Source organism: Spirillospora sp. NPDC047279 (assembly GCF_040643285.1).
Classification (GTDB): domain Bacteria; phylum Actinomycetota; class Actinomycetes; order Streptosporangiales; family Streptosporangiaceae; genus Spirillospora.
Genome location: NZ_JBEYUA010000007.1, coordinates 481,780 through 505,597, shown reverse-complemented (window position 1 = coordinate 505,597; position 23,818 = coordinate 481,780). Strand labels below are relative to the sequence as shown.

General features: G+C 72.0%; 14 protein-coding genes and 1 tRNA gene. 11 read left to right on the top strand and 4 right to left on the bottom strand.

The annotated features are described in order from the left end of the window. The first annotated feature begins 4 nt into the window (after positions 1-4). Both ABZ810_RS21070 and ABZ810_RS21065 read left to right on the top strand, forming a co-directional pair. A complete protein-coding gene (locus ABZ810_RS21070; RefSeq protein WP_358405408.1) occupies positions 5-1,537 on the top strand; it encodes a long-chain-fatty-acid--CoA ligase in 1,533 nt (510 codons plus the stop codon). A 57-nt stretch (positions 1,538-1,594) separates the two neighbouring features. Next, positions 1,595-2,437, top strand: coding sequence for a BTAD domain-containing putative transcriptional regulator (locus tag ABZ810_RS21065; RefSeq protein ID WP_358405405.1), 843 nt, complete (start codon positions 1,595-1,597; stop codon positions 2,435-2,437). A 120-nt stretch (positions 2,438-2,557) separates the two neighbouring features. Here the strand turns inward: ABZ810_RS21065 and ABZ810_RS21060 are convergent, their stop codons facing one another. Together ABZ810_RS21060 and ABZ810_RS21055 are read right to left on the bottom strand one after the other, a co-directional pair. Next, entirely contained in the window at positions 2,558-3,355 is a 798-nt protein-coding gene (locus ABZ810_RS21060) for a thioesterase domain-containing protein (protein ID WP_358405403.1), read from the bottom strand. Between the two features lie 2 nt (positions 3,356-3,357). Then, on the bottom strand, positions 3,358-6,534 hold the full coding sequence (locus ABZ810_RS21055) for a beta-ketoacyl synthase N-terminal-like domain-containing protein (RefSeq protein WP_358405402.1): 3,177 nt from the start codon (positions 6,532-6,534) through the stop codon (positions 3,358-3,360). A 150-nt stretch (positions 6,535-6,684) separates the two neighbouring features. Here ABZ810_RS21055 and ABZ810_RS21050 point away from each other — a divergent pair, with 150 nt between their 5' ends. From ABZ810_RS21050 to ABZ810_RS21020, 7 genes are all read left to right on the top strand, one after another. Then, on the top strand, positions 6,685-6,900 hold the full coding sequence (locus ABZ810_RS21050) for an MbtH family protein (protein WP_358405400.1): 216 nt from the start codon (positions 6,685-6,687) through the stop codon (positions 6,898-6,900). Next, positions 6,897-7,292: a phosphopantetheine-binding protein gene (locus tag ABZ810_RS21045; RefSeq protein ID WP_358405399.1), complete on the top strand. Its 396-nt coding sequence runs from the start codon at positions 6,897-6,899 to the stop codon at positions 7,290-7,292. Before ABZ810_RS21050 ends, ABZ810_RS21045 begins: the two co-directional genes overlap by 4 nt. After that, positions 7,289-10,483: an amino acid adenylation domain-containing protein gene (locus ABZ810_RS21040; protein WP_358405396.1), complete on the top strand. Its 3,195-nt coding sequence runs from the start codon at positions 7,289-7,291 to the stop codon at positions 10,481-10,483. The genes ABZ810_RS21045 and ABZ810_RS21040 overlap by 4 nt, the downstream gene beginning before the upstream one ends. Positions 10,484-10,492: 9 nt before the next feature. Next, entirely contained in the window at positions 10,493-13,693 is a 3,201-nt protein-coding gene (locus ABZ810_RS21035; protein WP_358405395.1) for an amino acid adenylation domain-containing protein, read from the top strand. A gap of 9 nt (positions 13,694-13,702) precedes the next feature. Then, the gene (locus ABZ810_RS21030) at positions 13,703-17,722 is read left to right on the top strand and encodes an amino acid adenylation domain-containing protein (protein WP_358405393.1); all 4,020 of its coding nucleotides are present in this window, start codon (positions 13,703-13,705) and stop codon (positions 17,720-17,722) included. Further along, the gene (locus ABZ810_RS21025) at positions 17,722-19,008 is read left to right on the top strand and encodes an MFS transporter (RefSeq protein ID WP_358405390.1); all 1,287 of its coding nucleotides are present in this window, start codon (positions 17,722-17,724) and stop codon (positions 19,006-19,008) included. The genes ABZ810_RS21030 and ABZ810_RS21025 overlap by 1 nt, the downstream gene beginning before the upstream one ends. A 131-nt stretch (positions 19,009-19,139) precedes the next feature. After that, entirely contained in the window at positions 19,140-20,969 is a 1,830-nt protein-coding gene (locus ABZ810_RS21020) for a sialidase family protein (RefSeq protein WP_358405388.1), read from the top strand. 102 nt (positions 20,970-21,071) lie between these two features. Here the strand turns inward: ABZ810_RS21020 and ABZ810_RS21015 are convergent, their stop codons facing one another. Together ABZ810_RS21015 and ABZ810_RS21010 are read right to left on the bottom strand one after the other, a co-directional pair. Further along, positions 21,072-21,236, bottom strand: coding sequence for a hypothetical protein (locus ABZ810_RS21015; protein ID WP_358405387.1), 165 nt, complete (start codon positions 21,234-21,236; stop codon positions 21,072-21,074). 30 nt (positions 21,237-21,266) lie between these two features. After that, positions 21,267-22,262, bottom strand: a complete 996-nt coding sequence (locus ABZ810_RS21010) for a DUF2156 domain-containing protein (protein ID WP_358405385.1) — start codon at positions 22,260-22,262, stop codon at positions 21,267-21,269. 160 nt (positions 22,263-22,422) lie between these two features. Here ABZ810_RS21010 and ABZ810_RS21005 point away from each other — a divergent pair. Together ABZ810_RS21005 and ABZ810_RS21000 are read left to right on the top strand one after the other, a co-directional pair. Then, positions 22,423-22,514 (top strand) — tRNA-Cys (locus tag ABZ810_RS21005). Positions 22,515-22,609: 95 nt separating this feature from the next. Then, positions 22,610-23,785 (top strand): hypothetical protein, encoded by a 1,176-nt coding sequence (locus tag ABZ810_RS21000; RefSeq protein WP_358405384.1) that lies wholly within the window; start codon positions 22,610-22,612, stop codon positions 23,783-23,785. The last annotated feature ends 33 nt before the right edge of the window (positions 23,786-23,818 follow it).

The window sequence follows — 23,818 nt, the reverse complement described above, 5'->3', positions numbered from 1 at the left end:
GGCCATGAACAACGCGCAGACGCTCACCGCCCGCTCCGCCGAGCATGCCCGGCGGCGGCCCGACCACCTGGCCATCGTGTGCGAAGGCCGTGAAGTGACCTATGCCGAGCTGCATCGCCGCAGCAACCAGACCGCGCACGCCCTGCTGGCCGAGGGGCTCCGCGCGGGAGCCCGGGTCGCCTACCTCGGCCGCGAGTCAGAACACTATTTCGAGATCGCGCTCGGCTGCGCCAAGAGCGGGACCGTGCTCGTACCGATCAACTGGCGGCTGACCGCGCGCGAGGTCGATCACGTGCTGCGCGACTCGAAGGCCGAACTGCTGTTCATCGAGCGCGGGTTCCGGCCCGTCGCGGACCGGCTCCAGGCGGTCCTGCCGGGAACGGTCGTCGAGATGGACACGCCCGAGTCGCCGGCGGGCGGCTTCCTGGAGTGGCGGGCCGGTCATCCCGACGCCGACCTCGACCCCGGCACCGGCCGTGACGACGCCGTGGTGCAGATGTACACGAGCGGGACGACGGGCCTGCCCAAGGGCGTCGTGCTCGCGCACCGCGCGTACTTCACCCTCGTCGAGGAGATGGAACGGGCGGGGGTCGACTGGTTCGACTACTACCCCGGGGACCGGTCCATGAGCTGCTTCTCCGGCCTGCACTCGGCGGGCATGGGCTGGTTCATGTTCGGGTTCGCCGCCGGCTGCACGAACGTGGTCATGCGGATGTTCGTCGCCGAGGAGGCGGTGGAGCGCATCCGCGAGGACGGGGTCACCATCGTGTTCGCCGCCCCGGCGATGTTGCGGATGATGCTGGCCGAGCCGGACGCCACGAGGGAGGCGTTCAGGTCACTGCGCAAGGTGACCTACGGAGGGTCGGCGATCGCGCCGTCGCTGCTCGCCCAGTGCATGGAGCGGCTGGACTGCGATCTCGCGCAGATGTACGCGGCGGCGGAGTCGGGCAGCGGGGTGACGTGCCTGCCGCCGGCGGAGCACCGGCCGGGCAATCCCCGGCTGAGCTCGGTCGGGCTGCCCTGCCCGGGCAACGAGGTGAGGATCGTGGACTCCGCCGGGGAGGCCCTCCCGGCGGGCCAGGTCGGCCAGATCCACGCCAGGAACCCCGGCAACTTCATCGAGTACTGGAACCAGCCGGAGGCGACCAGGAAGGCGCTGGTGGACGGCTGGTTGTGCATGCCGGACGCGGGTTACCTGGACGACGAGGGCTACCTGTTCGTCCTGGACCGGCTGGACGACGCCATCATCGTCGCCGGCCAGAACATCTACCCGGCCGAGGTCGAGGCGGCGCTGGCCGAGCACCCGGCGGTCGCCGAATCCGCGGTGGTGGGCGTGCCCGACCAGCGCTGGGGACAGGCGGTCAAGGCCGTGATCGTGTTCGACGGGGACCGGCGGGCGACCGCGCGCGACCTCATGGTGTTCCTGCGCGGCAGGATCGCCGACTTCAAGATTCCCACCCAGTTCCACTTCGTGGACGACCTCCCCCGCAATCCGACCGGCAAGGTCCTGCGCCGGATGTTGCGCGCGGACGCGTGATGAGAGAGCACGGCCGGGTCGCCGGATCCGGCTGCACGAAAACGGGGTTTTTCCGTCATGACCGTTGTCGTGATGGACGTTCGACGAACATCAGAGGGGGTGCTTCACATGACGGAATTCTTTGTCCTCGGGCCGCTGGAATGCCGATCGGCAAACCGTCCTGTGAATATAGCCGGGACACTTCAACGAGCGCTGCTCGCGACATTGCTGGCGGCTGAAGGGACTCCGGTCTCGGCCGACTCGCTGGTCGCGGAACTGTGGGGAGACTCACCTCCGCCACACTGGGAGAACGCACTGCAGGCGCACATCAGCAGATTGCGCAGGAGAATCGACACCGTCGCCGGCGGCGGCCGGTCCGCCCGGCTCGTCGTCGAGCACTCCGGATATTGCCTGCGGACCGACGACGACACCGTGGACGCGAAGGTGTTCATGCGCAAGTTCGACTATGCCCGGCTGCTGGGCACCACCGATCCGAGAGCCGCCGCCGAGGCGCTGCGCGAAGCGCTGTCGTTGTGGCGCGGAAGGGCCTTCGGCCTGGTGACCCAGGGATCGTTGTGCCGGACGGTCGCCCAGCGTTACGAGACCGCCCGGCTGGTGGCCCTGGAAACGTTGTTCGACCTCGAACTGCGGAGCGGGCGGCACACCGACATCATCCCGATGTTGTCGGAACTGGTCGAGGCACCGACGTTGAACGAACGTTTCTGCGAGCAGCTGATGATCGCGCTCTACCGGTCCGGCCAGCAGGCGCTGGCCCTGAGCTCGTACAGCCGGATGCGCGAACGGCTCGACGCCGAGCTCGGAGTCGAGCCGACCATCACCTTGCGCAATCTCCTCAACGCGATCCTCAACCACGATCCGGCGCTCCGGCTCGGCGCCGATCACGCGGTGCTGCGCGCCTGAGCCGGTTCACGGTGCGATCGTCGTACCCGGTCATGATCAGCTGTCCCGGAACCCCCGCCGGCGCGATCGTGACCGGGTACGACGGCTCGTCCGGCTCCCGCCCTCCGGCTCCCGTCGGTCCTAGCCCTCGTCGATGATCCGCATCAGGCGCCGGGCGAAGTCCGACATGACGGCCGCGGAGTGCTCGCCGACGTAGAAGTGGTCGCCGGGATACTCCTGATGCCCCAGATAGCGGCGGCTGCGCCCGGTCCAGGCCGTCATCGCGCCCGGCTCGACCAGCAGCGGATCCGACCGGCCCGCGTACGACACCAGCGGGGATTCCACCACCGCCCCGTCGTCCTCGTACTGCACCGCGATCCGGAAATCCGCGATCACCGGCGGCATCACCAGATCCAGCATGTCCGGGTCGTTCCAGAGCTCCTCGGGGAAGGCGCCGAGGTCCTGGAACAGCCCGCTGAACTCCTCCATCGAGAGCTTCTCGTGCCCGGGCGGCGCCTGGAAGAACCCCTTCGGCGACCAGCCCGACATGCCGAGCAGCGAGGGCGGCGGATCGCCGTCGGCCTCGAGCCGGACGGCCAGCCGGTACGCGAACATGGCACCGATGCAGTGCCCGAAGAACGCGTACGGACGGTCGTCGTCCAGTGTGTCCAGCACCGCCTCGTGGAGGTCGTCGAGGAGCGCCTCCCAGTCGGCGGGCAGCGGCTCGGCGCGCCGGCTCTGCCGTCCCGGCAGTGTCAGCGCCTGCGCGCCGATCTCCGCGGGCAGCAAGCGGCTCCAGCCGCGGTAGGCGGCCGCTCCGCTGCCGGCGTGAGGCATCAGGAACAGGCGGATCCGGGCCTCCTCCGGCGGCTGTGCGGGACTGAACCACCGCCCTGCGGTGGTGGCGGGCCTGCCCGCCGGGTTGGTCGTCGTGTCCATCGTCATCCCACCTTCTCGTGCTGCTCGTCGAGGAATTCGGCGAGCGCCCGGGGCGTCGGGTTGTTGAAGAGTTCCGGGGTGGCGAACGAGACCGAGAGGGCCGCGCAGATCTCCTTGCGCAGCCTGACCGCGAGCAGCGAGTCCATCCCCAGCTCGGTGAAGTCGACGTCGGCCCCGACGTCGGCGAGATCGGAGAACTCCAGGACCGCGGCGACCTTCCGCCGGATCACGTCGGTGATCGTCGTGTCGCGGTCGGCGCCCTCCGGTGCGGCCGGCGCCGGCTCCACGACCGTGCCGTCCGCACGGGCCGCGCCGTCCGCGCCGTCTGCGCCGTCTGCCGGGGCCGGGGCCGGGGCCGGGGCCGGGCCGGCCGCCTGGCCGTTCGGAACGGGCCGGTCTGCCGTCACCCCGCCGACCGTCGCCCCACCGGCCGGCGATGTCCGTGCCGGGCCGCCCGGCAGCCCGTAGGGCCTGCGGTCGAACGCGTACGTCGGAAGCTCGATCTTCCGTCCGCGGCGACCGCGGTGGAAGTCGGTCCACGAGATCGGCTGGCCGGCCGCGTAGGCCTTGGCGACCGATTCGAGGATGACCCGGCCGTCCTCGTCGGACGGGTGCATGCTGGCCATCCAGAGGTGCCGTCCGGCCGGAACGCAGCGCCTGCCCAGCGAGGTGAGCGTCGCGAACGGGCTGACCTCGATGAACAGGTGCTTGCCCCGCCGGTCCAGCGCCCGCATGGCGGCCATGAAGTTCACCGGCCCGGTGAACTGCCGCACCCAGTAGTCGGCGCCGAAGTCGTTCTGCCGGGCGACCTCGCCGGACACCGTCGAGACGAGCGTGATCTCGGGCTCGTGGTGCCGGACGCCGGCGAGCTCCTCCCGCAGCTCCTCGGCCACCTCGGCCATCAGGGGCGAGTGGGAGGCCTGCGAGACCGCGAGCAGCGTGAAGTCGATGTCCCGGGCGGCCAGGTCGGCGGTGACGGCCTCGATGGACGTGCGGCCGCCGGAGATCACGCACTGCTGCGGCGCGTTGATCGCCGCGACGGCGACGTCCGGACGGCCGGCCAGCAGCGGAGCGACCGCGTCCGCGCCGGCGCCCACGGACACCATGCAGCCGGGGGTGCGGACGGAGTCCATCAGGCGGGCCCGCGCCGAGATCAGCGTGGCGGCGTCCGCGAGGCCGAACAGCCCGGCCACGGCGCCCGCGGCGACCTCGCCCATGCTGTGGCCCGCGACGGCGGACGGCCGGACGCCCCACGACATCCAGAGGCGGGCCAGCGCGTACTCGATGGCGAACTGCACGGGCTGCCCGTACCGGGCGAGGCCGAGCGCCTCGGCGTCCTCCGTTCCGCACGTCCCCAGCACCATCTCCTTCACCGGACGGCCGACGCGCGGCGTCAGGACCTCGTCGCAGGCGTCCAGCTCCGCGGCGAACACCTCGTGCCGCCGGTAGAGCGCGGCGCCGATGCCGGGGCGCAGGGCGCCCAGGCCCGAGAAGAGGAACCCGACCTTGCGGGACGCCGGCCCCGGCAGTTCGCCCCGTTCGACGGTGGCGAGCAGTTCCTCGAGCCGGACGGTGAGGTCGTCGTGGCCGGTCACCACGCCGGACGCCCGATGCCGGAAGTGCGCCCGGCCGACGTTGGCGGTGTGGCACAGGCCGGCGACGTCGATGCCGGGTTCGCCGTCCAGCATCTGCCGGTAGCGCCTGATCTGTCCGGCGAGCGCCGGGACCGACTTGGCGGAGAGGGTCAGCACGTGCCCCTCCCCCGCCTCGGACGCCTCGGTGGTGCCGGGAGCCTCGGCCGCCGAAGGCTCCGGCGCCTCCTCCAGAACGGCCGAGGCGATCGTTCCGGTGAAGCCGAACGAGTTGACCAGCCCGCGGCGCACGTCGGCCCGCCACGGCTCCTCCCGCGTCGGAACGCGGACCGGCCAGGTCTCCCAGGCGATGCGGCTGGAGGGCTTGTCGAAGTTGAGGTGCGGGTACACGGTGCCGTGGCGCAGTTGCAGCAGGGTCTTGAGCACGCCGCCGATGCCGGCCGCGGCCTCCATGTGCCCGATGTTGGTCTTGAGCGAGGCGACCAGGAGCGGGTCCTGAGCGTCGTGGGACGCCCCGAACACCTCGGCGATCGAGCCCATCTCGATCGGGTCGCCGAGCGGCGTGCCGGTCCCGTGGGCCTCCACGTACTGGACGTCTCCCGGTTCGAGCGTCGCGTCGGCCAGCGCGGCGCGCATGAGCGCCTCCTGCGCGAGGCCGTTGGGGGCGGTGAACCCGGCGCTCTCGCCGTCCTGCCGCACCGCGGTGCCGCGCACCAGCGCGAGGATCGTGTCGCCGTCCCGGCGCGCGTCGCTCAGCCGCTTGAGCACGATCACGCCGCACCCTTCGGCGCGGCCGTAGCCGTCGGCGGACTCGTCGAACGTCTTGCACCGCCCGTCGGCCGACAGCGCCTGCATGTCGGAGAGCAGCATGCTGCTGTACGGGTGGTGAATGACGCCGACGCCGCCGCACAGGGCGATCTCGCACTCCCGCCCGCGCAGGCCCTTGACCGCGAGGTGCAGGGCGACCAGCGACGACGAGCAGGCGGTGTCCACCGACATGCACGGGCCGCGCGCGCCCAGGAAGTACGACACCCGTCCCGCCACCGCCGCGTTCAGCAGCCCGCCCGCGAGGTAGCCGTCCATGTCCTCGGTGGCGCGCGCGCCGATCTCCCAGGCGAAGTCGGCCGAGCTCGCACCGAAATAGACGCCGACATTTCCCCGGCGTAGCCGGGCGGGGTCGATATTGGCGTTCTCCAACGCTTCCCACGACGTTTCCAAGGCGATCCGCTGTTGCGGATCAATGCAGCGCGCCTCCTTCGGGGAGATGTTGAAGAACGGGGCGTCGAACAGGTCGACGTCCGCCAGGAATCCCCCGCTGGCCGAGCTTATGCGGCCCCGGCCCTCGCCTTCGGCGGCATCGGCGAACGCGGCGGCCTGCCACCGGTCCGGCGGGATGGGGCCGATCGCCGACCGCCCCGAGCCGAGGTACTCGGCGAAGCCGCCGAGGGTCGTGCCGCCTCCCGGCACGCGGAGGCCGGCACCCACGATCGCGATGGGCTCGGTCCTCTCGGCCGTCAGCCGGCGTATCCGCGACTCGTGCTCGCGAATGATCTCACGTGCCGCCTCAAGTTCAGCCTGGATCGTCATGGAAGCCAATGTCCCAGGCGACGCTGATGTGCGGCTGCTGCCCGGCTGACATCACCCGTGCGGGGCATTCGTCAGAACGACGTCAGCCGGTGATCAGAGGCCTCTGCGAGTATTCCGCAAAGGCGAAGGCAACCATTCTGGAGCGCGGTCGTGGCTGATCCTTTTGAAATCGAGGAAGCGGACTATCTCGTTCTGGTCAATCACCTGGGCCAGCATTCGTTGTGGCCGGAGGCGATCGACGTGCCGGCCGGCTGGCGGGTGGTGTTCGGCGCCGGCCGGCGGGACGAGTGCCTGGCCTACGTGACGACGAACTGGACGGACATCACGCCCGGCGTCCCGCTCCCCCATCCGGCGGACGCGTCATGATCGACGTCACCGCCGCCGCCGAGGCGACGTTGTGCCGGATCATCACCGACGTCCTCGGTGTGGATCGTGTCGGCCCGGAGGACGGCTTCTTCGAGGCGGGCGGGGACAGCGTGCTGGCGGTCCAGGTCGTGGCGCGCGTCCGCGAGGCCGGCCTCGACCTCACCGTGCGCGACCTGTTCGACCACCAGACCCCCGCGGCGCTCGCCGTCGTGATCGGCGCCCTTCCCCCGGACGCGGCCGGCGCCGGTGCCACCGAGGCGAGCGGCGATCCGGCCGGCCTCCCGGATTCGCCGCTGGTGGACTTCGCGGACGACGAGTTCGGCGAGTTCGAGGCCGTCGACGCCGGTCAGGACGGCGCCGGCACCGAAGCCGAATGGGAGACGATCACGTGAGCCGCTCCGGCATCGAGTGCGTCCTGCCGCTGACTCCCCTGCAGGAAGGGCAGCTGTTCCACGCCGAGTTCGACGAGGCCGGCCCGGGTCTCTACAACATGTACCTGTCGGCCCTGTTGTCCGGGCCGCTGGACGTCACGGCGCTGCGGTCCGCCTGTGCGCGGTTGCTGGCCAGGCACCAGTGCATGCGAGCCTGCTTCCGCCGGGACCGCAACGGCCAGACCGTCCAGGTCGTCCTCCGGGAGGTGCCGCTGCTCTGGCGGCAGGTCGACCTGTCCGGCCTTCCCGAGCCCGAACGCGCCGAGCGGCTGGAACGGCTGGAACGGGAGACCCGGTCGGAGCGGTTCGACCTCGCGAAGCCGCCGCTGACCCGTTTCGTGCTGGTGCGGCTGGCGCCGGACCGGCACCGCTTCATCCTCTGCACCTATCACGCCGTGCTGGACGGATGGTCCTCCTGGCTGCTGCTGGGCGAGCTGGCGCGGCTCTACGAACAGGGCGGGGACGCCTCCGGCCTGCCGGAGCCGCCGCCCTACGAGGACTACTACCGATGGCTCGCGAAGCAGGACCGCGCCGCGGCGGAGGAGGCGTGGCGGATCTCGCTCGCCGGTCTGGCGGGCCCGACCATGCTGGCGCCGTCCGGGCCCGAACGATGGCTGGCCGACAGCGAACGGTTCGGCGTCCGGATTCCCGCCGGCCTGGTCACGAAGCTGCAGGCCCTCACCCGCGGCCGCGGCCTGACGATGAACACCGTCTTCCAGACGGCGATGGGGCTCGCCCTGGGCACCGCCACCGGCCAGAGCGACGTCGTGTTCGGAGGAACGGTCACCGGCCGTTCCCCGGAGGTGCCGGGCATCCAGAACATGGCGGGGATGTTCCTCAACACGGTGCCGGTCCGGGTCCGCCAGGACCTGACCCGGTCCGAGACGGTCGCCGCCATGCTGGCGCGGATCCAGGCCGAGCAGGCACGGCTGATCCCCCACCACCACCTCGGCCTCGTCGACATCCGGCGTGCGGTGGGACGGCCGGAGCTGTACGACGCCCACCTGTCGTTCCAGAACTTCCCCGGGGCCGGCACGACGGGCGGTTTCCCGATGTCCGACGTGCGGACCGACGTCAGGACCGACTACACGCTGAGCATCGCCGTGCAGGCGTCGGGCGACGTGATCGACATGGACGTCGAGCACCGGCCCGCCCTGTTCGATCGGGAGCGCGCGGAGGAACTGGCGGCGCGGCTGGTGCGGGTTCTGGAAGCGGTGGCGGCGGCGCCTGACGTCCCGGTGAGCCGGGTCCAGGTGCTGGCCGCCGAGGAACGGCGGGCGTTGCTCGACCTGGGCCGGGCCAGGCCGGCGATGGCCGGGCCGGACCTGCTGCCGGACCTGTTCGCGGCGCGGGCGGCGACGGTGGACCCGGGGCTGACCGCCGTGGTCTGCGGCGACGTGGAGGTGTCGTTCGGCGAGCTGGCCGGACGGGTGAACCGGGCGGCCCGCCGGCTGATCGCCGCGGGCGTGGGCCCCGGCGACCCGGTGGCGGTGTTGTTGCCGCGATCGGCCGACTCGGTGGTGGCGATGCTGGGGGTGCTGGCGGCCGGGGCGATGTACGTGCCGGTGGACGTGTCCTATCCGGCTGAGCGGGTGCGGTTCATGCTGGCCGACTCGGCACCGCACGTGGTGATCACGACCGCGGAGCGGGCGGCGGCTGCGGGACGGGCGGCCGGTGCGCGGCCGCTGGTGCTGGACGCTCCCGGAGCCGCGGCCGAACCGGCGGGCGTGCCGGACGGGCCGGTCGGCGCGGCGGAGCGCCGCGGCCCGCTCACGCCGGCGGACCCGGCGTACATGATCTACACCTCCGGATCGACGGGGCGGCCGAAGGGCGTGGTCGTCACTCACCAGGGCCTGGCGAACCTGTTCGCGTTCGCGTGCGGCGAGGTGATCGAGCCGGCGGCGCGGCGGGCCGGACGGCGGCTGCGGGCGAGCCTGGTCGCCGCGCTGTCGTTCGACGCCTCCTGGGACATGGTGTTGTGGCTGCTGGCCGGCCATGAGCTGCACGTGCTGGACGACGACGTCCGCCGCGACGCGCACGCCCTGGTCGGCCATGTCCGCGAACACCGGATCGACGTCGTCGAGGTCACCCCCTCCTATGCCGAGCAGCTCATCGCGGAGGGGCTGCTCGCGCAGGGCGGGCCGTCCGTGCTGGTCCTGGGCGGTGAGGCGGTGGAGGCCGGGCTGTGGGAGCGGGTCGCCCGCGCCGAGGACCTGACGGGCTGGAACTTCTACGGCCCCACCGAATGCACGGTGGACTCGGTGGTCGCCCGCGTGAGCGGTGACCGGCCGGTGATCGGCCGTCCGGTGCCGGGCACGCAGGTGTACGTCCTGGACGAGTGGCTGCGCCCCGTCCCGGCAGGGGTCCCGGGCGCGCTGTACCTGGCCGGCCCGCAGGTGGCCCGCGGGTACTGGGGCAAGGCGGGCCTGACGGCCGAACGTTTCGTGGCCGACCCCTTCCAGGCGGAGGGCGGGCGGATGTACCGCACCGGCGACCTCGCCCGCTGGACTCGCGACGGCGTCCTGGAATTCCTCGGCCGGGCCGACGACCAGGTGAAGGTGCGCGGATTCCGGATCGAGCCCGGCGAGATAGCCGCCGTCCTCACCGAGAGCCCGCTGGTCGGCCAGGCCGCGGTGGTGCCCGGGGACGGCCTGGTGGCCTACCTGGTGCTCGCCGACGCCGACGCCGTCGATGGCGGCGACCTCGATGCCGGCGCCGTTGATGGCGAGCTTCGCCGACACGCCCTGACCAGGCTTCCCGACCACATGATCCCGTCGGCGTTCGTGACTCTCGACGCCCTGCCGCTCACGCCCAACGGCAAGCTCGACCGCGACGCGCTCCCCGACCCCGGCGCCTCGCGTGTCCCGGACGGCCGGCCTCCGCGTACCAGGCAGGAAGAGGTGCTGTGCGGCCTGTACGCGGAGTTGCTCGGCCGCGAGCCGGTCGGGATCGACGACGACTTCTTCGCGCTCGGCGGCCACTCGCTGCTGGCCACGCGGCTGACCAACCGGATCCGGACCGAGCTCGGGGCCGAGCTCTCCGTCCGGGCGGTGTTCCAGGCACCGACCGTGGCCGAGCTCAGCGCCAGGCTCGCGGACGCCCGGCCCGCCCGTCCGGCGCTACGCCGGATGAGCCGTCCGGCGAGGACTTGAGGAGACACGATGATCCCGCTGTCCTTCGCGCAGCGCCGGCTGTGGTTCCTGAACAGGTTGGAAGGCTCCGGCACGACCTACAACATGGCCGGAGCGCTGCGGCTGCGGGGCCCTCTGGACCGCGCGGCGATGGCGGCGGCCATCAGGGACGTCATCGGCCGGCACGAGCCCCTGCGCACGGTGTTCCCGAACGTCGAGGGGGAGCCGTACCAGCAGGTCCTGGACATCGACCGCGCCGGCCCGCGCCTGGAGATCGCCGAGCCCGGGCCCGATGGCCTGGCGGAGGCGATGCACCGGGCGGCGAACCACGTCTTCGACCTCACCACCGACCGGCCGCCGTTCCGAGCGACGTTGCTCGTCGCCGGGCCGGACGAGCACGTGCTGATGCTCGTGGCTCATCACATCGCCGGGGACGGCTGGTCGACGGGTCCGCTGCTGCGTGACGTCGGACGCGCCTACCAGGCGCGATGCGAGGGGCGGGAGCCGGGCTGGGAGCCGCTCCCCGTCGACTACGTGGACTACTCGTTGTGGCAGGCCGAGTTCCTCGGCCGGGCCGACGACCCCGGCAGCGTGCTCGCCGAGCAGCTCGCGTTCTGGGCCGGGGAACTGGAAGGCGCGCCCGAGTGCCTCGCCCTGCCCGCCGACCGGCCCAGGCCCCCGGCCGCCACGTACCGCGGCGGTATCGCGCCGCTGACGGTGGGCGCCGACCTGCACGCCGGTCTCGCCGGCCTGGCGCAGGCGAACGAGGCGACGATGTTCATGGTGCTGCACGCCGCGCTGGCCGTACTGCTGAGCAGATGGGGCGCCGGTCGGGACGTCCCGGTCGGGTCACCGCTGGCCGGGCGCACCGACGAGGCCCTGGACGATCTGGTCGGGTTCTTCATCAACACGGTGGTCGTGCGCACGGACCTCTCCGGCGACCCGGGTTTCGCGGAGGTGCTGGGCCGGGTCCGCGAGCGGGCGCTGGCGGCCCTGGAGAACCAGGACGCGCCGTTCGAGATGGTGGTCGAACACCTCAACCCGGAGCGGTCACCGGCCCGCAACCCCCTCTTCCAGGTCATGCTGACGTTGCAGAACGCGCCGCGCGCGGCGGACCTGATCCCCGGGCTGGACGCGGAACTGGAGGCGGTGCGCACGCCGACCGCCAAGGTCGACCTCTCCTTCACCCTGACCGAGGAGCACGGTCCCGGCGGCCTGCCCGCCGGCCTGACCGGCGACCTCGAGTACGCGCTCGACCTGTTCGACCGGGAGAGCGCCGAAGCGCTGGCCGGAGGGCTGGTACGGGTGCTGGCGGCGGCCGTGGCGGCGCCGGACGTTCCGGTCGGCCGGCTCGACGTGCTGACGGCCGGGGAACGGCGGACGCTGCTGGACCTGGGGCGGGGCGGGCCGGCGACGACCGGGCCCGACCTGGTGCCGGAGCTGTTCGCCGCGCGAGCGGCGGCGGAGCCGGAACTGACCGCCCTGGTGTGCGGGGACGTCGAGCTCTCGTTCGGCGAGCTGGCCGGACGGGTGAACCGGCTGGCCCGATGGCTGATCGCGGCGGGCGCCGGGCCCGGGGACCCCGTGGCGGTGTTGTTGCCGCGATCGGCGGACTCCGTGGTCGCGCTGCTGGCCGTGCTGACGGCCGGAGCGATGTACGTGCCGGTGGACGCGTCCTCTCCCCCGGAGCGGGTGCGGTCCATGATGGCGGACGCGGCGCCGATGCTGGTGATCACCACGGCCGGGCTCGCGGAACAGGCCGACGTCGGCGTCCGGCGGCTGGCGCTGGGCTCGGCGGACGCGGAGGCCGAGCTGGCGGGGTCGGCGGACGGCCCGGTCGGCGCGGCCGAGCGCCGCGGCCCGCTCACGCCGGCGGACCCGGCGTACATGATCTACACCTCCGGCTCGACGGGCCGCCCCAAGGGCGTGGTCGCCACTCATCAGGGCCTGGCGAACCTCTACGCGTTCCTGCACGGCGAGATCTTCGAGCCCGCGGCCCGGGAGGCCGGACGGCGGCTCAGGGCGACCCTGGTGACCGCGCTGTCGTTCGACGCCTCCTGGGACATGGTCCTGAGCCTGCCGGCGGGTCACGAACTGCACGTACTGGACGACGACGTCCGCCGCGACGCACGCGCGCTCGTCGGCTACGTCCGCCGGCGCCGAGCGGACGTCGTCAACGTGACCCCCTCGTACGCCGAGCAGCTCGCCGAGGAGGGCCTCCTCGACGGGCCGGACCGGCCATCAGTGCTGATCCTGGGCGGCGAGGCGGTGGGAGCCGGGCTGTGGGAACGGGTCGCCGGGACCGGCGGCCTCACGGCCTGGAACTTCTACGGCCCCACCGAATGCACCGTCGACTCGGTGACCGCCCGGATCGGCGGCGCCCGGCCGATCCTCGGACGCCCGCTGCCGGGCACCCGGACCTACGTGCTGGACGAGTGGCTCCGCCCGGTCCCCCTCGGTGTCCCGGGCGCGCTGTACGTGGCCGGTGCGCAGGTGGCGCGCGGCTACCGGCACCGCCCGGATCTGACCGCCGGACGGTTCGTCGCCGACCCGTTCGGCGCTCCCGGCGAACGCATGTACCGCACCGGCGACCTCGCCCGCTGGACTCGCGACGGCGTGCTGGAGTTCTTCGGCCGGGCCGACGACCAGGTGAAGGTGCGCGGGTTCCGGATCGAGCCCGGTGAGATCGCCGCGATCCTGGGCGAGAGCCCGCTGGTCAGGACCGCGGCGGTGCTCGTACGCGACGGCGCCCTGGTGGCCTACCTGGTCCTCGCCGACGGCACCGCTGGCACCGCCGGCACCGACGAGGTGCGCCGCCACGCGATGAACGAGCTGCCCGACTACATGATCCCGTCGGCGTTCGTGCCGCTCGACGCCCTTCCGCTCACGCCCAACGGCAAGCTCGACCGCGATGCCCTCCCCGACCCCGCCACGTCGCACGTCCCCGCCGGCCGGGGCCCGCGCGACCACCGGGAGGAGGTGTTGTGCGGCCTGTTCGCGGAGTTGCTGGGCCGCGAGCCGATCGGGATCGACGACAACTTCTTCGCGCTCGGCGGTCACTCGTTGCTGGTCACCAAGCTGGTCAACCAGATCCGGAGCGACCTGGGCGCCGAGCTCTCCGTCCGGGCGGTGTTCCAGGCACCGACCGTGGCCGGGCTCAGCGCCGAGCTCGCCGAAGCCAGGCCCGCGCGGCCCGCGCTACGCCCGATGACCGACCCGGCGATGACCTGAGGAGAGACGATGATTCCGTTGTCGTTCGCGCAGCGACGGCTGTGGTACCTGAACAAGCTGGAGGGGCCCAGCGCGACCTACAACATCCCGGGAGCGCTGCGGCTGCGGGGGCCGCTGGACCGCCCGGCGCTGGCCGCCGCGTTGAGCGACGTCGTCCGCAGGCACGAGCCTCTGCGGACGGTGTTCCCGGACGTCAAGGGGGAGCCGTACCAGCAGGTCCTGGAGATCGAGCGGGCACGCCTGGATCTGGAGGTCGTCGAGCCCGGTCCCGGTGACCTGCCGGCGGCGATGCGCGAGGCGGCGAGCCATGTGTTCGACCTGGCCGCCCCCCGGCCGCCGCTCCGCGCGACGTTGTTCGTCGTCGGGCCGGACGAGCACGTACTGATGATCACGATGCACCACGTCGCCGGGGACGGCTGGTCGACGGCTCCGCTGCTGCGCGATCTGGGGCAGGCCTACCGGGCACGATGCGAGGGGCGGGAGCCGGGCTGGGAGCCGCTGCCCGTCCGCTACCTGGACTACACGTTGTGGCAGTCCGAGCTGCTCGGGGAGGCCGATGACCCCAGCAGCGTCCTGGCGGGCCAGCTGGCCTTCTGGGCGAAGGAGCTGGCGGACTCGCCGGAGTGCCTGCCGCTGCCCACCGACCGGCCGCGTCCCGCGTTCGCCGGCCATCGCGGCGACACCGTCTCCCTGCGGGTGGGCGCGGACCTGCACGCCCGTCTCGCCGGCCTGGCGCAGGCGAACGAGGCGACGGTGTTCATGGTGCTGCACGCCGCGCTGGCCGTACTGCTGAGCAGATGGGGCGCCGGTCAGGACGTCCCGGTCGGGTCACCGCTGGCCGGACGCACCGACAAGGCGCTGCACGATCTGGTCGGGCTCTTCATCAACACGGTGGTCATGCGCACGGACCTGTCCGGGGACCCCACCTTCACCGAGCTGCTCGGCCGGGTGCGCGAGACGGCCCTGACGGTGATGGACAACCAGGACGCGCCGTTCGAGATGGTGGTCGAACACCTCAACCCGGAGCGGTCACCGGCCCGCAACCCCCTCTTCCAGGTGATGTTGAACGTCCTGGTCATGCCGGCGGCCGCGGACCTGCTGCCGGGGCTGTCCGCGGAGATGGAGCCGGTGCGCACGCCGACCGCCAAGGTCGACCTCCTCTTCACGTTGACGGTGCACTCGGACCTCGACGGCCGGCCGGCCGGGATGGGAGTCGACCTCACCTACGCCCTCGATCTGTTCGATCGGGAGAGCGCCGAGGCGCTGGCGGAGGGCCTGGTGCGGGTGCTGGAGGCCGCCGCGGCGGCGCCGGAGGTCGCGGTGAGCCGGATGGAGACGCTGACCGCCGAGGAGCGACGGACACTGCTGGAGCTCGGGCGGGGCGCGCCGGCCTCGACCGGCCCCGGCCTGGTCCCGGACCTGTTCGCGGCACGGGCGGCGGCGGTGGAGCCGGGGCTGACCGCCGTGGTGTGCGGGGACGCCGAGATGTCGTTCGGCGAGCTGGCCGGACGGGTGAACCGGCTGGCCCGATGGCTGATCGCGGCGGGCGCCGGCCCCGGGGACCCGGTGGTGGTGGCGTTGCCGCGGTCGGCGGACTCGGTCGCGGCGATGCTGGGGGTGCTGGCCGCCGGGGCGATGTACGTGCCGGTGGATCTGTCCTACCCGGCGGACCGGGTGCGGTTCATGCTGGCGGACGTGGCGCCGCGCGCGGTGATCACGACGGCCGGGCCGGCGGCCGTCCCGGCGGGGCCCGGTGTCCCGGTGCTGCCGCTGGGCTCGGCGGCGGCGGAGGCCGAGCTGGCCGGGCTGGCGGACGGCCCGGTCGGCGCGGCCGAGCGCCGCGGGACGTTGTCGCCGTCGGACCCGGCGCACCTGACCTACACCTCCGGGTCGACGGGCCGGCCCAAGGGCGTGGTCGCCACCCATGAGGGCCTGGCGAACCTGTACGCGTCCCTGCGCGGCGAGGTGATCGAGCCGGCGGAACGGGAGGCCGGGCGGCGGCTGCGGGCGGGCCTGGTGACCGCGCTGTCGTTCGACGCCGTGTGGGTCATGGTGGTGTGGCTGCTGGCCGGCCATGAGCTGCACGTGCTGGACGACGACGTCCGCCGCGACCCCCGCGCGCTGGTCGGCTACGTGCGCGAGCACGGTGTGGACGTACTGGAGGTCACGCCCTCCTATGCCGAGCAGCTCGTGGCGGAGGGGCTGCTCGGGCAGGGCGGGGCGTCGGTGCTGATCCTGGGCGCCGAGGCGGTGGGGGCCGGGCTGTGGGAGCGGGTCGGCCGGGCCGAGGGCGTGGCGGGCTGGAACTTCTACGGCCTGACCGAAGGCACGGTGGACTCGGTGGCCGCCCGGGTGAGCGGTGACCGTCCGGTGATCGGCCACCCGATGCCGGGCACCCGGGTGTACGTGCTGGACGAGTGGTTGCGGCCGGTCCCGGCCGGGGTGCCGGGCGCGCTGTACCTGGCCGGGGCGCAGGTGTCCCGGGGGTACTGGGCCCGTCCCGGGCTGACCGCCGAACGATTCGTGGCCGACATGTTCGGCGCTCCCGGCGAACGGATGTACCGCACCGGCGACCTGGCGCGCTGGACGCACGACGGCGCCCTGGAATACCTCGGCCGGGCCGACGACCAGGTGAAGATACGCGGGTTCCGGATCGAGCCCCGCGAGATCGCCAACGTCCTGGCCGAGAGCCCGCTGGTCGGCCAGGCCGCGGTGGTGGCCAGGGAGGAGAGGCTGGTCGCCTACGTGGTGCCCGCCGGCGGCTCCGCCGATGCCGGCACCGCAGACGACGCCGCAGACGACGCCGCAGACGACGCCGCAGACGACGCCGCGGAGGACGACGGCCGCACCGGCGAACTGCGCCGGCACGCCATGGCCAGGCTCCCCGACTACATGGTCCCCTCGGCGTTCGTCACCCTCGACGCCCTGCCGCTGACCCCCCACGGCAAACTCGACCGCCGCGCCCTCCCCGACCCCGACTACGCGGCGCCGGCCTCCGGCGACCACGCCGCTCGTACCGCCCGCGAGGAGGCGCTGTGCTGCCTGTTCGCCGAGGTGCTCGGCCTGGACTCGGTGGGCGCCGACGACAACTTCTTCGCGCTCGGGGGGCACTCGCTCCTGGCCACCCGGCTGGTGAGCCGGATCCGGGCGGCGCTGGGAACGGACCTGTCGGTGCGGCTGTTCCTCCAGGCGCCCACCGTGGCCGGGGTCATCGAGTCCCTCGCGGCGGACCCGGCCGCGCAGGCCCGGATCGACCCGGTGGTGCCGATCCGGACGTCCGGCGGCCGGCCTCCCCTGTTCTGCGTGCATCCGGTGTCCGGAGTGGCCTGGTGTTACTCCGGCCTCCAGCGGCACCTGCCCGCCGACCTCCCCATCTATGGCCTTCAGCTGGAGATGGCCGGCGAGTCGGCGCGTCCGCGGGACCTCCAGGAGCTCACCGCGAGCTACGCCGCCCGGATACGTGAGGTTCAGCCGGAAGGCCCCTACCGCCTCCTCGGCTGGTCGCTGGGCGGGACCATCGCGCACGCGGTCGCCGGCCGGCTCCAGCGCGAGGGCGAGCGGGTGGAGTTCCTGGCCCTCCTGGACTCCTACCCCACCAATCCCTGGCTCCTGGGCATGGAGCCGGCCGCCATGCGCGGCGAGGTCGAGTCGGCGATCCTGGTCACGATGGCCCAGGATCTCGGCCTGGACGTCGAGACCATGGACGATCCACGATCGCGGCAGCGGATGAGGCAGGCGGTCGCCAGGGGCTTCGGCCTCCCGGAGGAGATCCTGGCCGACCTCCCGCACGCGGCGGGGAACCTCATCCGGATAGCCCAGGGCGACGAGCACGAGGTCTTCCACGGCGATCTGGTCTTCCTCAAGGCCGCGGGCACCCGTCTCGGCGACACCGACGCGACAGAACTGTGGCGGCCGTACGTCAACGGGACCATCGACCACCGCACCATCGGCTGCGAGCACTTCGAGATGATGAAGCCCGGGCCGGCGGCGGAGATCGGAGCGCTGCTCGCGTCCAGGATGGCGGCCTGATGGCCACGGGCACCGCTCCCGCCGGCACCACCGCGGGCGGCGCGCTGCGGGGACGCGACTTCCGGCTGTTGTGGACGGCGGAGACCGTCAGCAAGACGGGCACCGCCGTGACGACGTTCGCGCTGCCCCTGGTAGCGCTGCAGACGCTGGGCGCGACCACCCTGATGATGGGTGTGCTGAACGCCATGATCTGGCTGCCGTGGCTGCTGGTCGGGCTGCAGGCGGGGGTATGGGCGGATCGCCGTAACCAGCGGCCGCTGATGATCGGCTGTCAGATCGCCTCGGCGCTCCTGATCGTGAGCGTCCCGGTGCTGGCCTGGCTCGGCACCCTGACCATGGGGTACCTCCTCGTGATCGCGTTCGCGTCCGGGTGCTCGACCGTCCTCTTCACCGCGGCGTACAACGCGTACGTGCCGTTCCTGGTCGGCCGGAGCGAGCTCATGGCCGCGAACTCGCGCCTGATGGGCAGCGAGCAGGCCGCCAACATCGCCGGCCCCGGCATCGGCGTCCTGATCACCCAGGTCTTCTCGGCCGTTCTCGGGCTGGCCGTCGACGCGTTCAGCTTCGTGGTCAGCGCCGTCTGCCTGTGGTCCATCCGGGCGAGGGAACCGTCGGATCGCCAGGGCGGCGGGGCCGAGCGGGCGCGGACCACGTTCCGGGCCGACATCTGGGCGGCGGTCAGGTTCGTGGCACGGGATCCCTATCTGCGGATCATCACCGCGAGCAGCACCACCACGAACCTGCTCATGGCCGGTATCCAGGCGCTGGTCGTGGTGTTCCTGGTCCGGGACTCCGGGCTCAGCCCCTGGGCGGTCGGCGCCACCACGGTCACCATCAGCGTCGGCGGAATGCTCGGCGCCTTCATCGCGCCCAAGGTCACCGGCCGCCTCGGAACCGCCAGGACCCTGCTCACGGCCCCGGTGACCGACTGCTTCCTGCTGCTGTTCCCGCTCGCCGGCCACGGCCCGCTGCTGGTGGTGGCGCTCGCCGGGACCCTGGTGTGGGCCACGGGCATCGTCGTCAGGAACGTGACGGGCGGCGCTTTCCGGCAGGCCTACTGCCCGCCTGAAATGCGCGCCCGGGCCGCCATGACCATGCGTTTCACCTTTTTCGGCGTCTGGCCCCTCGGCAGTCTCCTCGGCGGTGTGCTGGGCAGCGTCCTGGACGTCCGGACGGCGCTTTTCCTCCTCGCCGGCGCGAATGTCATCACCGACGTCTGGATATTCGTCGGCCCGATCAAGCGCAGCAGGGATCTGCCGACCGAATTCGCGAAACCGCCTGGCTGAAGCGTCACCCGGACGGCCACCGGACTCTCGTACGGGCCCGCCTTTCACAGCCCGCACCGTCAGCTTCACGTCAGCACTCATTGCGACAATGGTCGCAATTTCGGTACGCAATTTCGAAGGGGAGAATGCCCGTGCACAGAATTCGGATGCTGGCGGCGCTGGCCGCGGCCGGCGGAATGGCGATCGCGCTGGCGGCGGGGTCGCCGACGGCCTCCGCCACGGGGGCGGGAGACCGGGGCGGGGCCAGGGCCGCCCTGATGAACGTGGCCGACCCGGTCACGCAGTTCCCACGGAACGTGCAGGACATGCCGACGATGGCGGTCGACCCGGTCCGCCCGAACGTCGTGGTGGCGACCGGGAACGACCTGATCGACCTGCAGCGGTGCTCGAAGGAGGCCGCCACCCTGGGAGCGGCGTGCAGCCTTCCCGCCAGCACCACGGGACTAGGCGGCGGCTTCAACCGCGGCGTGGGGTTCAGCGGGGTGTACCTCTCCTACGACAGCGGCCGCCGATGGAGCCAGCCCACCTATCAGGGGCTGACGGCGGCCGGATGCGACCCGGAGGTGGAGCCGTGCACACCTGAGCCGGGACCGATCCACACGGTCCCCAACTACTACGAGAAAGGCCTCGCGGCCCGCGGCGGGAGCTCCGTGGCCTTCGGCCCGGTGTTGCGGAACGGCAGGTTCTCCTGGGCGAACGGCTCGCGGCTGTACCTGTCCTCGCAGGGCGCGACCTTGGCCAACACGCCGATCGAGCCCGGTCGCATCGACAGCAGGCGGGCCCTGATGGTGTCGCACATCGACGATCCGACGCCGGCCCGGGCCGCCGTCCAGTCGAACTGGTCGGCCCCGGTCATCGTGCCGGAGCGCACGCCCGCCATCTCGAATCCGACCCAGGGCCAGATCTGGGCCGACAACGCCGCCAGCAGCCGGTACTTCGGCCACGTCTACACGTGCTGGAACGACTTCCAGATCGAGGGGCTCAACGGCGCCGGCCCCATCCAGCCCACGGTGGGCTTCTCCAGCGACGGTGGCCGGACGTGGAAGACCCGCGGCCTCGCCCCGCCGGTGAACTCGCCGACCGAGGGCTACCGCATGTCGTGCACGGTCCGTACGGACAGCCACGGCGTGGTGTACGCGTTCGTCAACCACTTCGCCACGCAGTTCCCCTCGTTCGAGCCGTCCGCGCAGCAGACCATCGTCAAGTCGTTCGACGGCGGCGCCACGTGGACGAAGCCTGTCGACTTCCTTGCGATGAACTCCGGCTGCTTCTACGTGGACAAACTCGGCAACCGCTGCACCGAGGCGGGGCCGGCGGGGACCGCGAACGAGCCCGGGCCCAGCGTCGGCATCGCCAACGGCGCGCCCACCGGGGCAGACGCCACGAACGAGATCGTCCTCGCGTGGGCCGACGGCCGGTTCGGCCAGAACAAGGAGGCGGCCCTCCTCTCGTACTCGAAGGACCGCGGCAGGACGTGGTCCGCGCCGGCGAAGGCGTCGCTGCCGGGCGATCGGGTCCTGTACACCGCCGTCGCCATCGCGCCGGACGCCTCCCGCGTGTACCTGACCTACAACGCCTACACCTCGCCGTTCAGGCCGACGACGGCGGATCCGCGGCTGTTCCGCGGGGTTCTGCGGTCGGCGGCGATCGGCCGGCGCGGTGAGCCGGGCGGCTGGAAGACCGATTACACCGGGCCCACCGGCGACGCGCGGGGCACCAGCTACACCACCTGGCACTACCCGGAGTTCCTCGGCTACTCCGTCTCCGCCATCGCGACCCGCCGCTACGGGGCCGGCGCCTGGACCGACGTGGCGCGCACGGCCGACTGCCCGGCCATCGACGTGTGGCGGCAGAACTCCCTCGATGCCGGGAAGCCGCTGACCCCGGTGCCGTGGCCGCTGGAGGAGTGCCCGGCGAACTTCGGAAACTCCGACATGGTGAGCGCGACGACCGCTCGCTAGCCGCGCAACGAGAAAAGGCCACCGCCCGTTCTGTCAACGGCACCAAGCCGATCAGAACGGGCGGTGGCGGATCTGCGTGTGGATCGCCCCGTCGGGGACGGGCTAGGGGGCGCCGGGCGTGAGGAGCCGTTCGAGCTCTCTCAGCGCCTCGTCGGCGGCCCTCCCGATCTCCACGTCGTCAGGGGCCGCCGCGCACGCGCCGAGCATCTCGACGACCTTGGCTCCGGCCGCGGCGATCTCGCCGGGCTCCTCCGTCATGGCGTCCATGGCTTCTCCTCTCGTCCCGTCGTGGGGTCCTCAGACGGCGTTGCACGCCCGGAAGACGTGCACCAGGGCCGGGATGCTGGCCTCGCCCTGGAACGCGATGTACTCGGGCAGGACGACGTCCTGCTTCCACTTCTCCTTGTAGGCGTACTGGGTCTGCGCCGGGTAGATGTGCCCGCCGTTGGTCCAGAGCTCCTTCATGAACCACTGGAAGGCGCGGCTGTGACCGGGCAGCTCGTGCTCGGCGGAGAGGCCCGAGAAGGGCGTGTAGCCGAAGTGCAGCCACTCCGCCCCCTCGGCCTGGAACGTCTCGATGGCCGCCTTGTTGATCGCCTCCATCACCCCGGGCGGGGAGTCCGGCCGGCGGCGGCTGAGGTCGTGCATCCAGCCGGGCCGTGAGCCGTAGACCGGGGAGTAGGAGATGTAGCCGGTCAGCTGGTCGCCGTGCACGCCGACGAAGAGCCGGCGCAGGTGCTGGTACGGCCCCCCGTACTCGCCGACGAGGAACTCCAGCGGCCTGGCGCCGCCCTTGGAGCCCAGCCAGGCCGTGTCGAGCGTCCGCATCCTGTCGTGCCAGGCGTCGAGCGGGGCCTCGCTGATCGTCATTCCGCTCCGCACGGCTCGCGCGATCTTGTTGCGCAGCTGCATGAACGCCGTGCCGCGCAGGCTGAAGTCGTCCAGCCGAAGGGCGTACGAGCCGCCTATCTGGTTGACCGTGAACCCCTCGTCCAGATACCCGGCCGCGTCGGCTCCCTGGAGCTGGATGGCGACGATCTCCCGGCGCTGTTCGGCGGCCAGGTCGAGGAAGGCGCGCAGCAGCCGGGGCCGCGCCTCCGCCGGCGCGAACGGGCCGCCGAACTGCACCAGATAGCGCCCGGCCGGGCGGTAGACGATCACGCCCGGCGTGTCCGGCAGCCGCAGGTGGGCGTTGCCCTCGTTGACCGCGAGGAACGAGCTGGGATTGTCCGCGTCCGGATATCGCCGGATGGCGTCCAGGGCGAGGTCCGGCAGCGCGAGCGTCTCCGTCATCGTCGTTACTCCATTCCTGACACGGAAATGGCTTGATACTCGCCCCATTTATTGCATAGAGGTGCACGAATATCAAGGTCAGGAAAGGTCAGTGGAGAGTCAGCCACGGATCAGCACCGTCCGGCATGATGGCTTTAGCGAGAAAAGAGCAACACCGCTGGGAGAGGTTCCCAAAGTGGCCTAATGGGGCCCGGCGCAAGCCGGGAAGGTGTCGTCCAGGCACCTACGCAGGTTCGAATCCTGCCCTCTCCGCAAAGGACAAGCAGAAGAAGCATTCGTGCCTCTTCCGCTTGTCGCTTTATACCGTCGATTCCACCGGCGCCCGCGGGTGCCTTCTAGGAGGACCCGTGGGTGAAACCACCGCAGACGATATTGCGGCCCTGGGGGCCGGCCGGGCGGCATGGGGACACGAGGCCTCAATACCGGTCGCCGGTGTCCACCAGTGGCTCACGACCCTGCTGCGGGACCTGCCCAAGCCCACCGAGTACCGGTACACCGCGGACTACTCCCGCGCGGTCGTCGACTACTGCCTGGAGAAGTGGCTGGCCGCGCGGCCGGGCGACGCCGCCCCGTCCGTCGAGGAGGCCGGCGCCCAGTTCCGTGCGGCGATGCTGGCCGCGGAGGACCTCTCCGAGGTCCAGGTCGACCAGGTGTGCAACCGGACGTTCGGCCTGGAGGACGACCTTCCGGCGTGGCTGCGCGGCACCACCGAACGGTTCCTCAACCTCATCAGGCCGTGGACGCCCGTCTGGCTGAGCTTCACCGACTGGGCGCTGCGCTGGTGCCGGCAGAACTCGATCGGGACGCTGGTCTTCCTGGCCCGCGACGCGCTGCCGTTCTACGTCGCGGCGACCGCTCTGGAGCAGGGCCTCGACCTGCATCTGGCGCACGTGTCGAGGGCCGCCAGGCTGGACGCCGTGACGGCGAACTCGGTCCTCCGGAAACCCGCCGTCGCCCTGATCGACTCGGGGTGTTACGGGACGTGCATCAGCGAGCTCCAGCAGCGGCGCAGCGCCCTGGTGGAGCACTCGCGCCAGGACCCCGCGGCCACCCTCTTCTATTACAGCCGGAACCCCCGGCTGTTCGGCTATGTGAACTACGTGATGTCCCAGGACATGATCACGAGCCCGGAGACGATGGACCGCGCGGCGGACTTCGTCATCTATGCGGGAGATCTGCTCGAGGCGCTGCCCAAGCCCTACCGGTATCACCCGCACGACCGGTCCTCGGTGGAGCCGAGCGACCTCCTCAGCTTCACCGTCTCGATCGCCGCGCTCAGCGAGATGGGCGCCCTGGCGAAGGCGAGCACCTTTCTCGACACGGAACGGCTGGCGGACGTTCACGAGCAGGTGCGGCTGCTGTTCCGCTCCTACGAGCTGTCCAGGCACCGCGACGAGCTACGGAGCGGTTTCCCCTTCGACGAGCCGACCCCCAAGAGCCTGCCGGCGCCCGGCGCCCTGGCCGACCTCGACTTCCTTGAGATCCCGCCGCAGAGCCACGTGTTCGGCACGGTCAGCGGCTGATTCCCGGACCTCTGCCACAACTGTGAGGAGTTC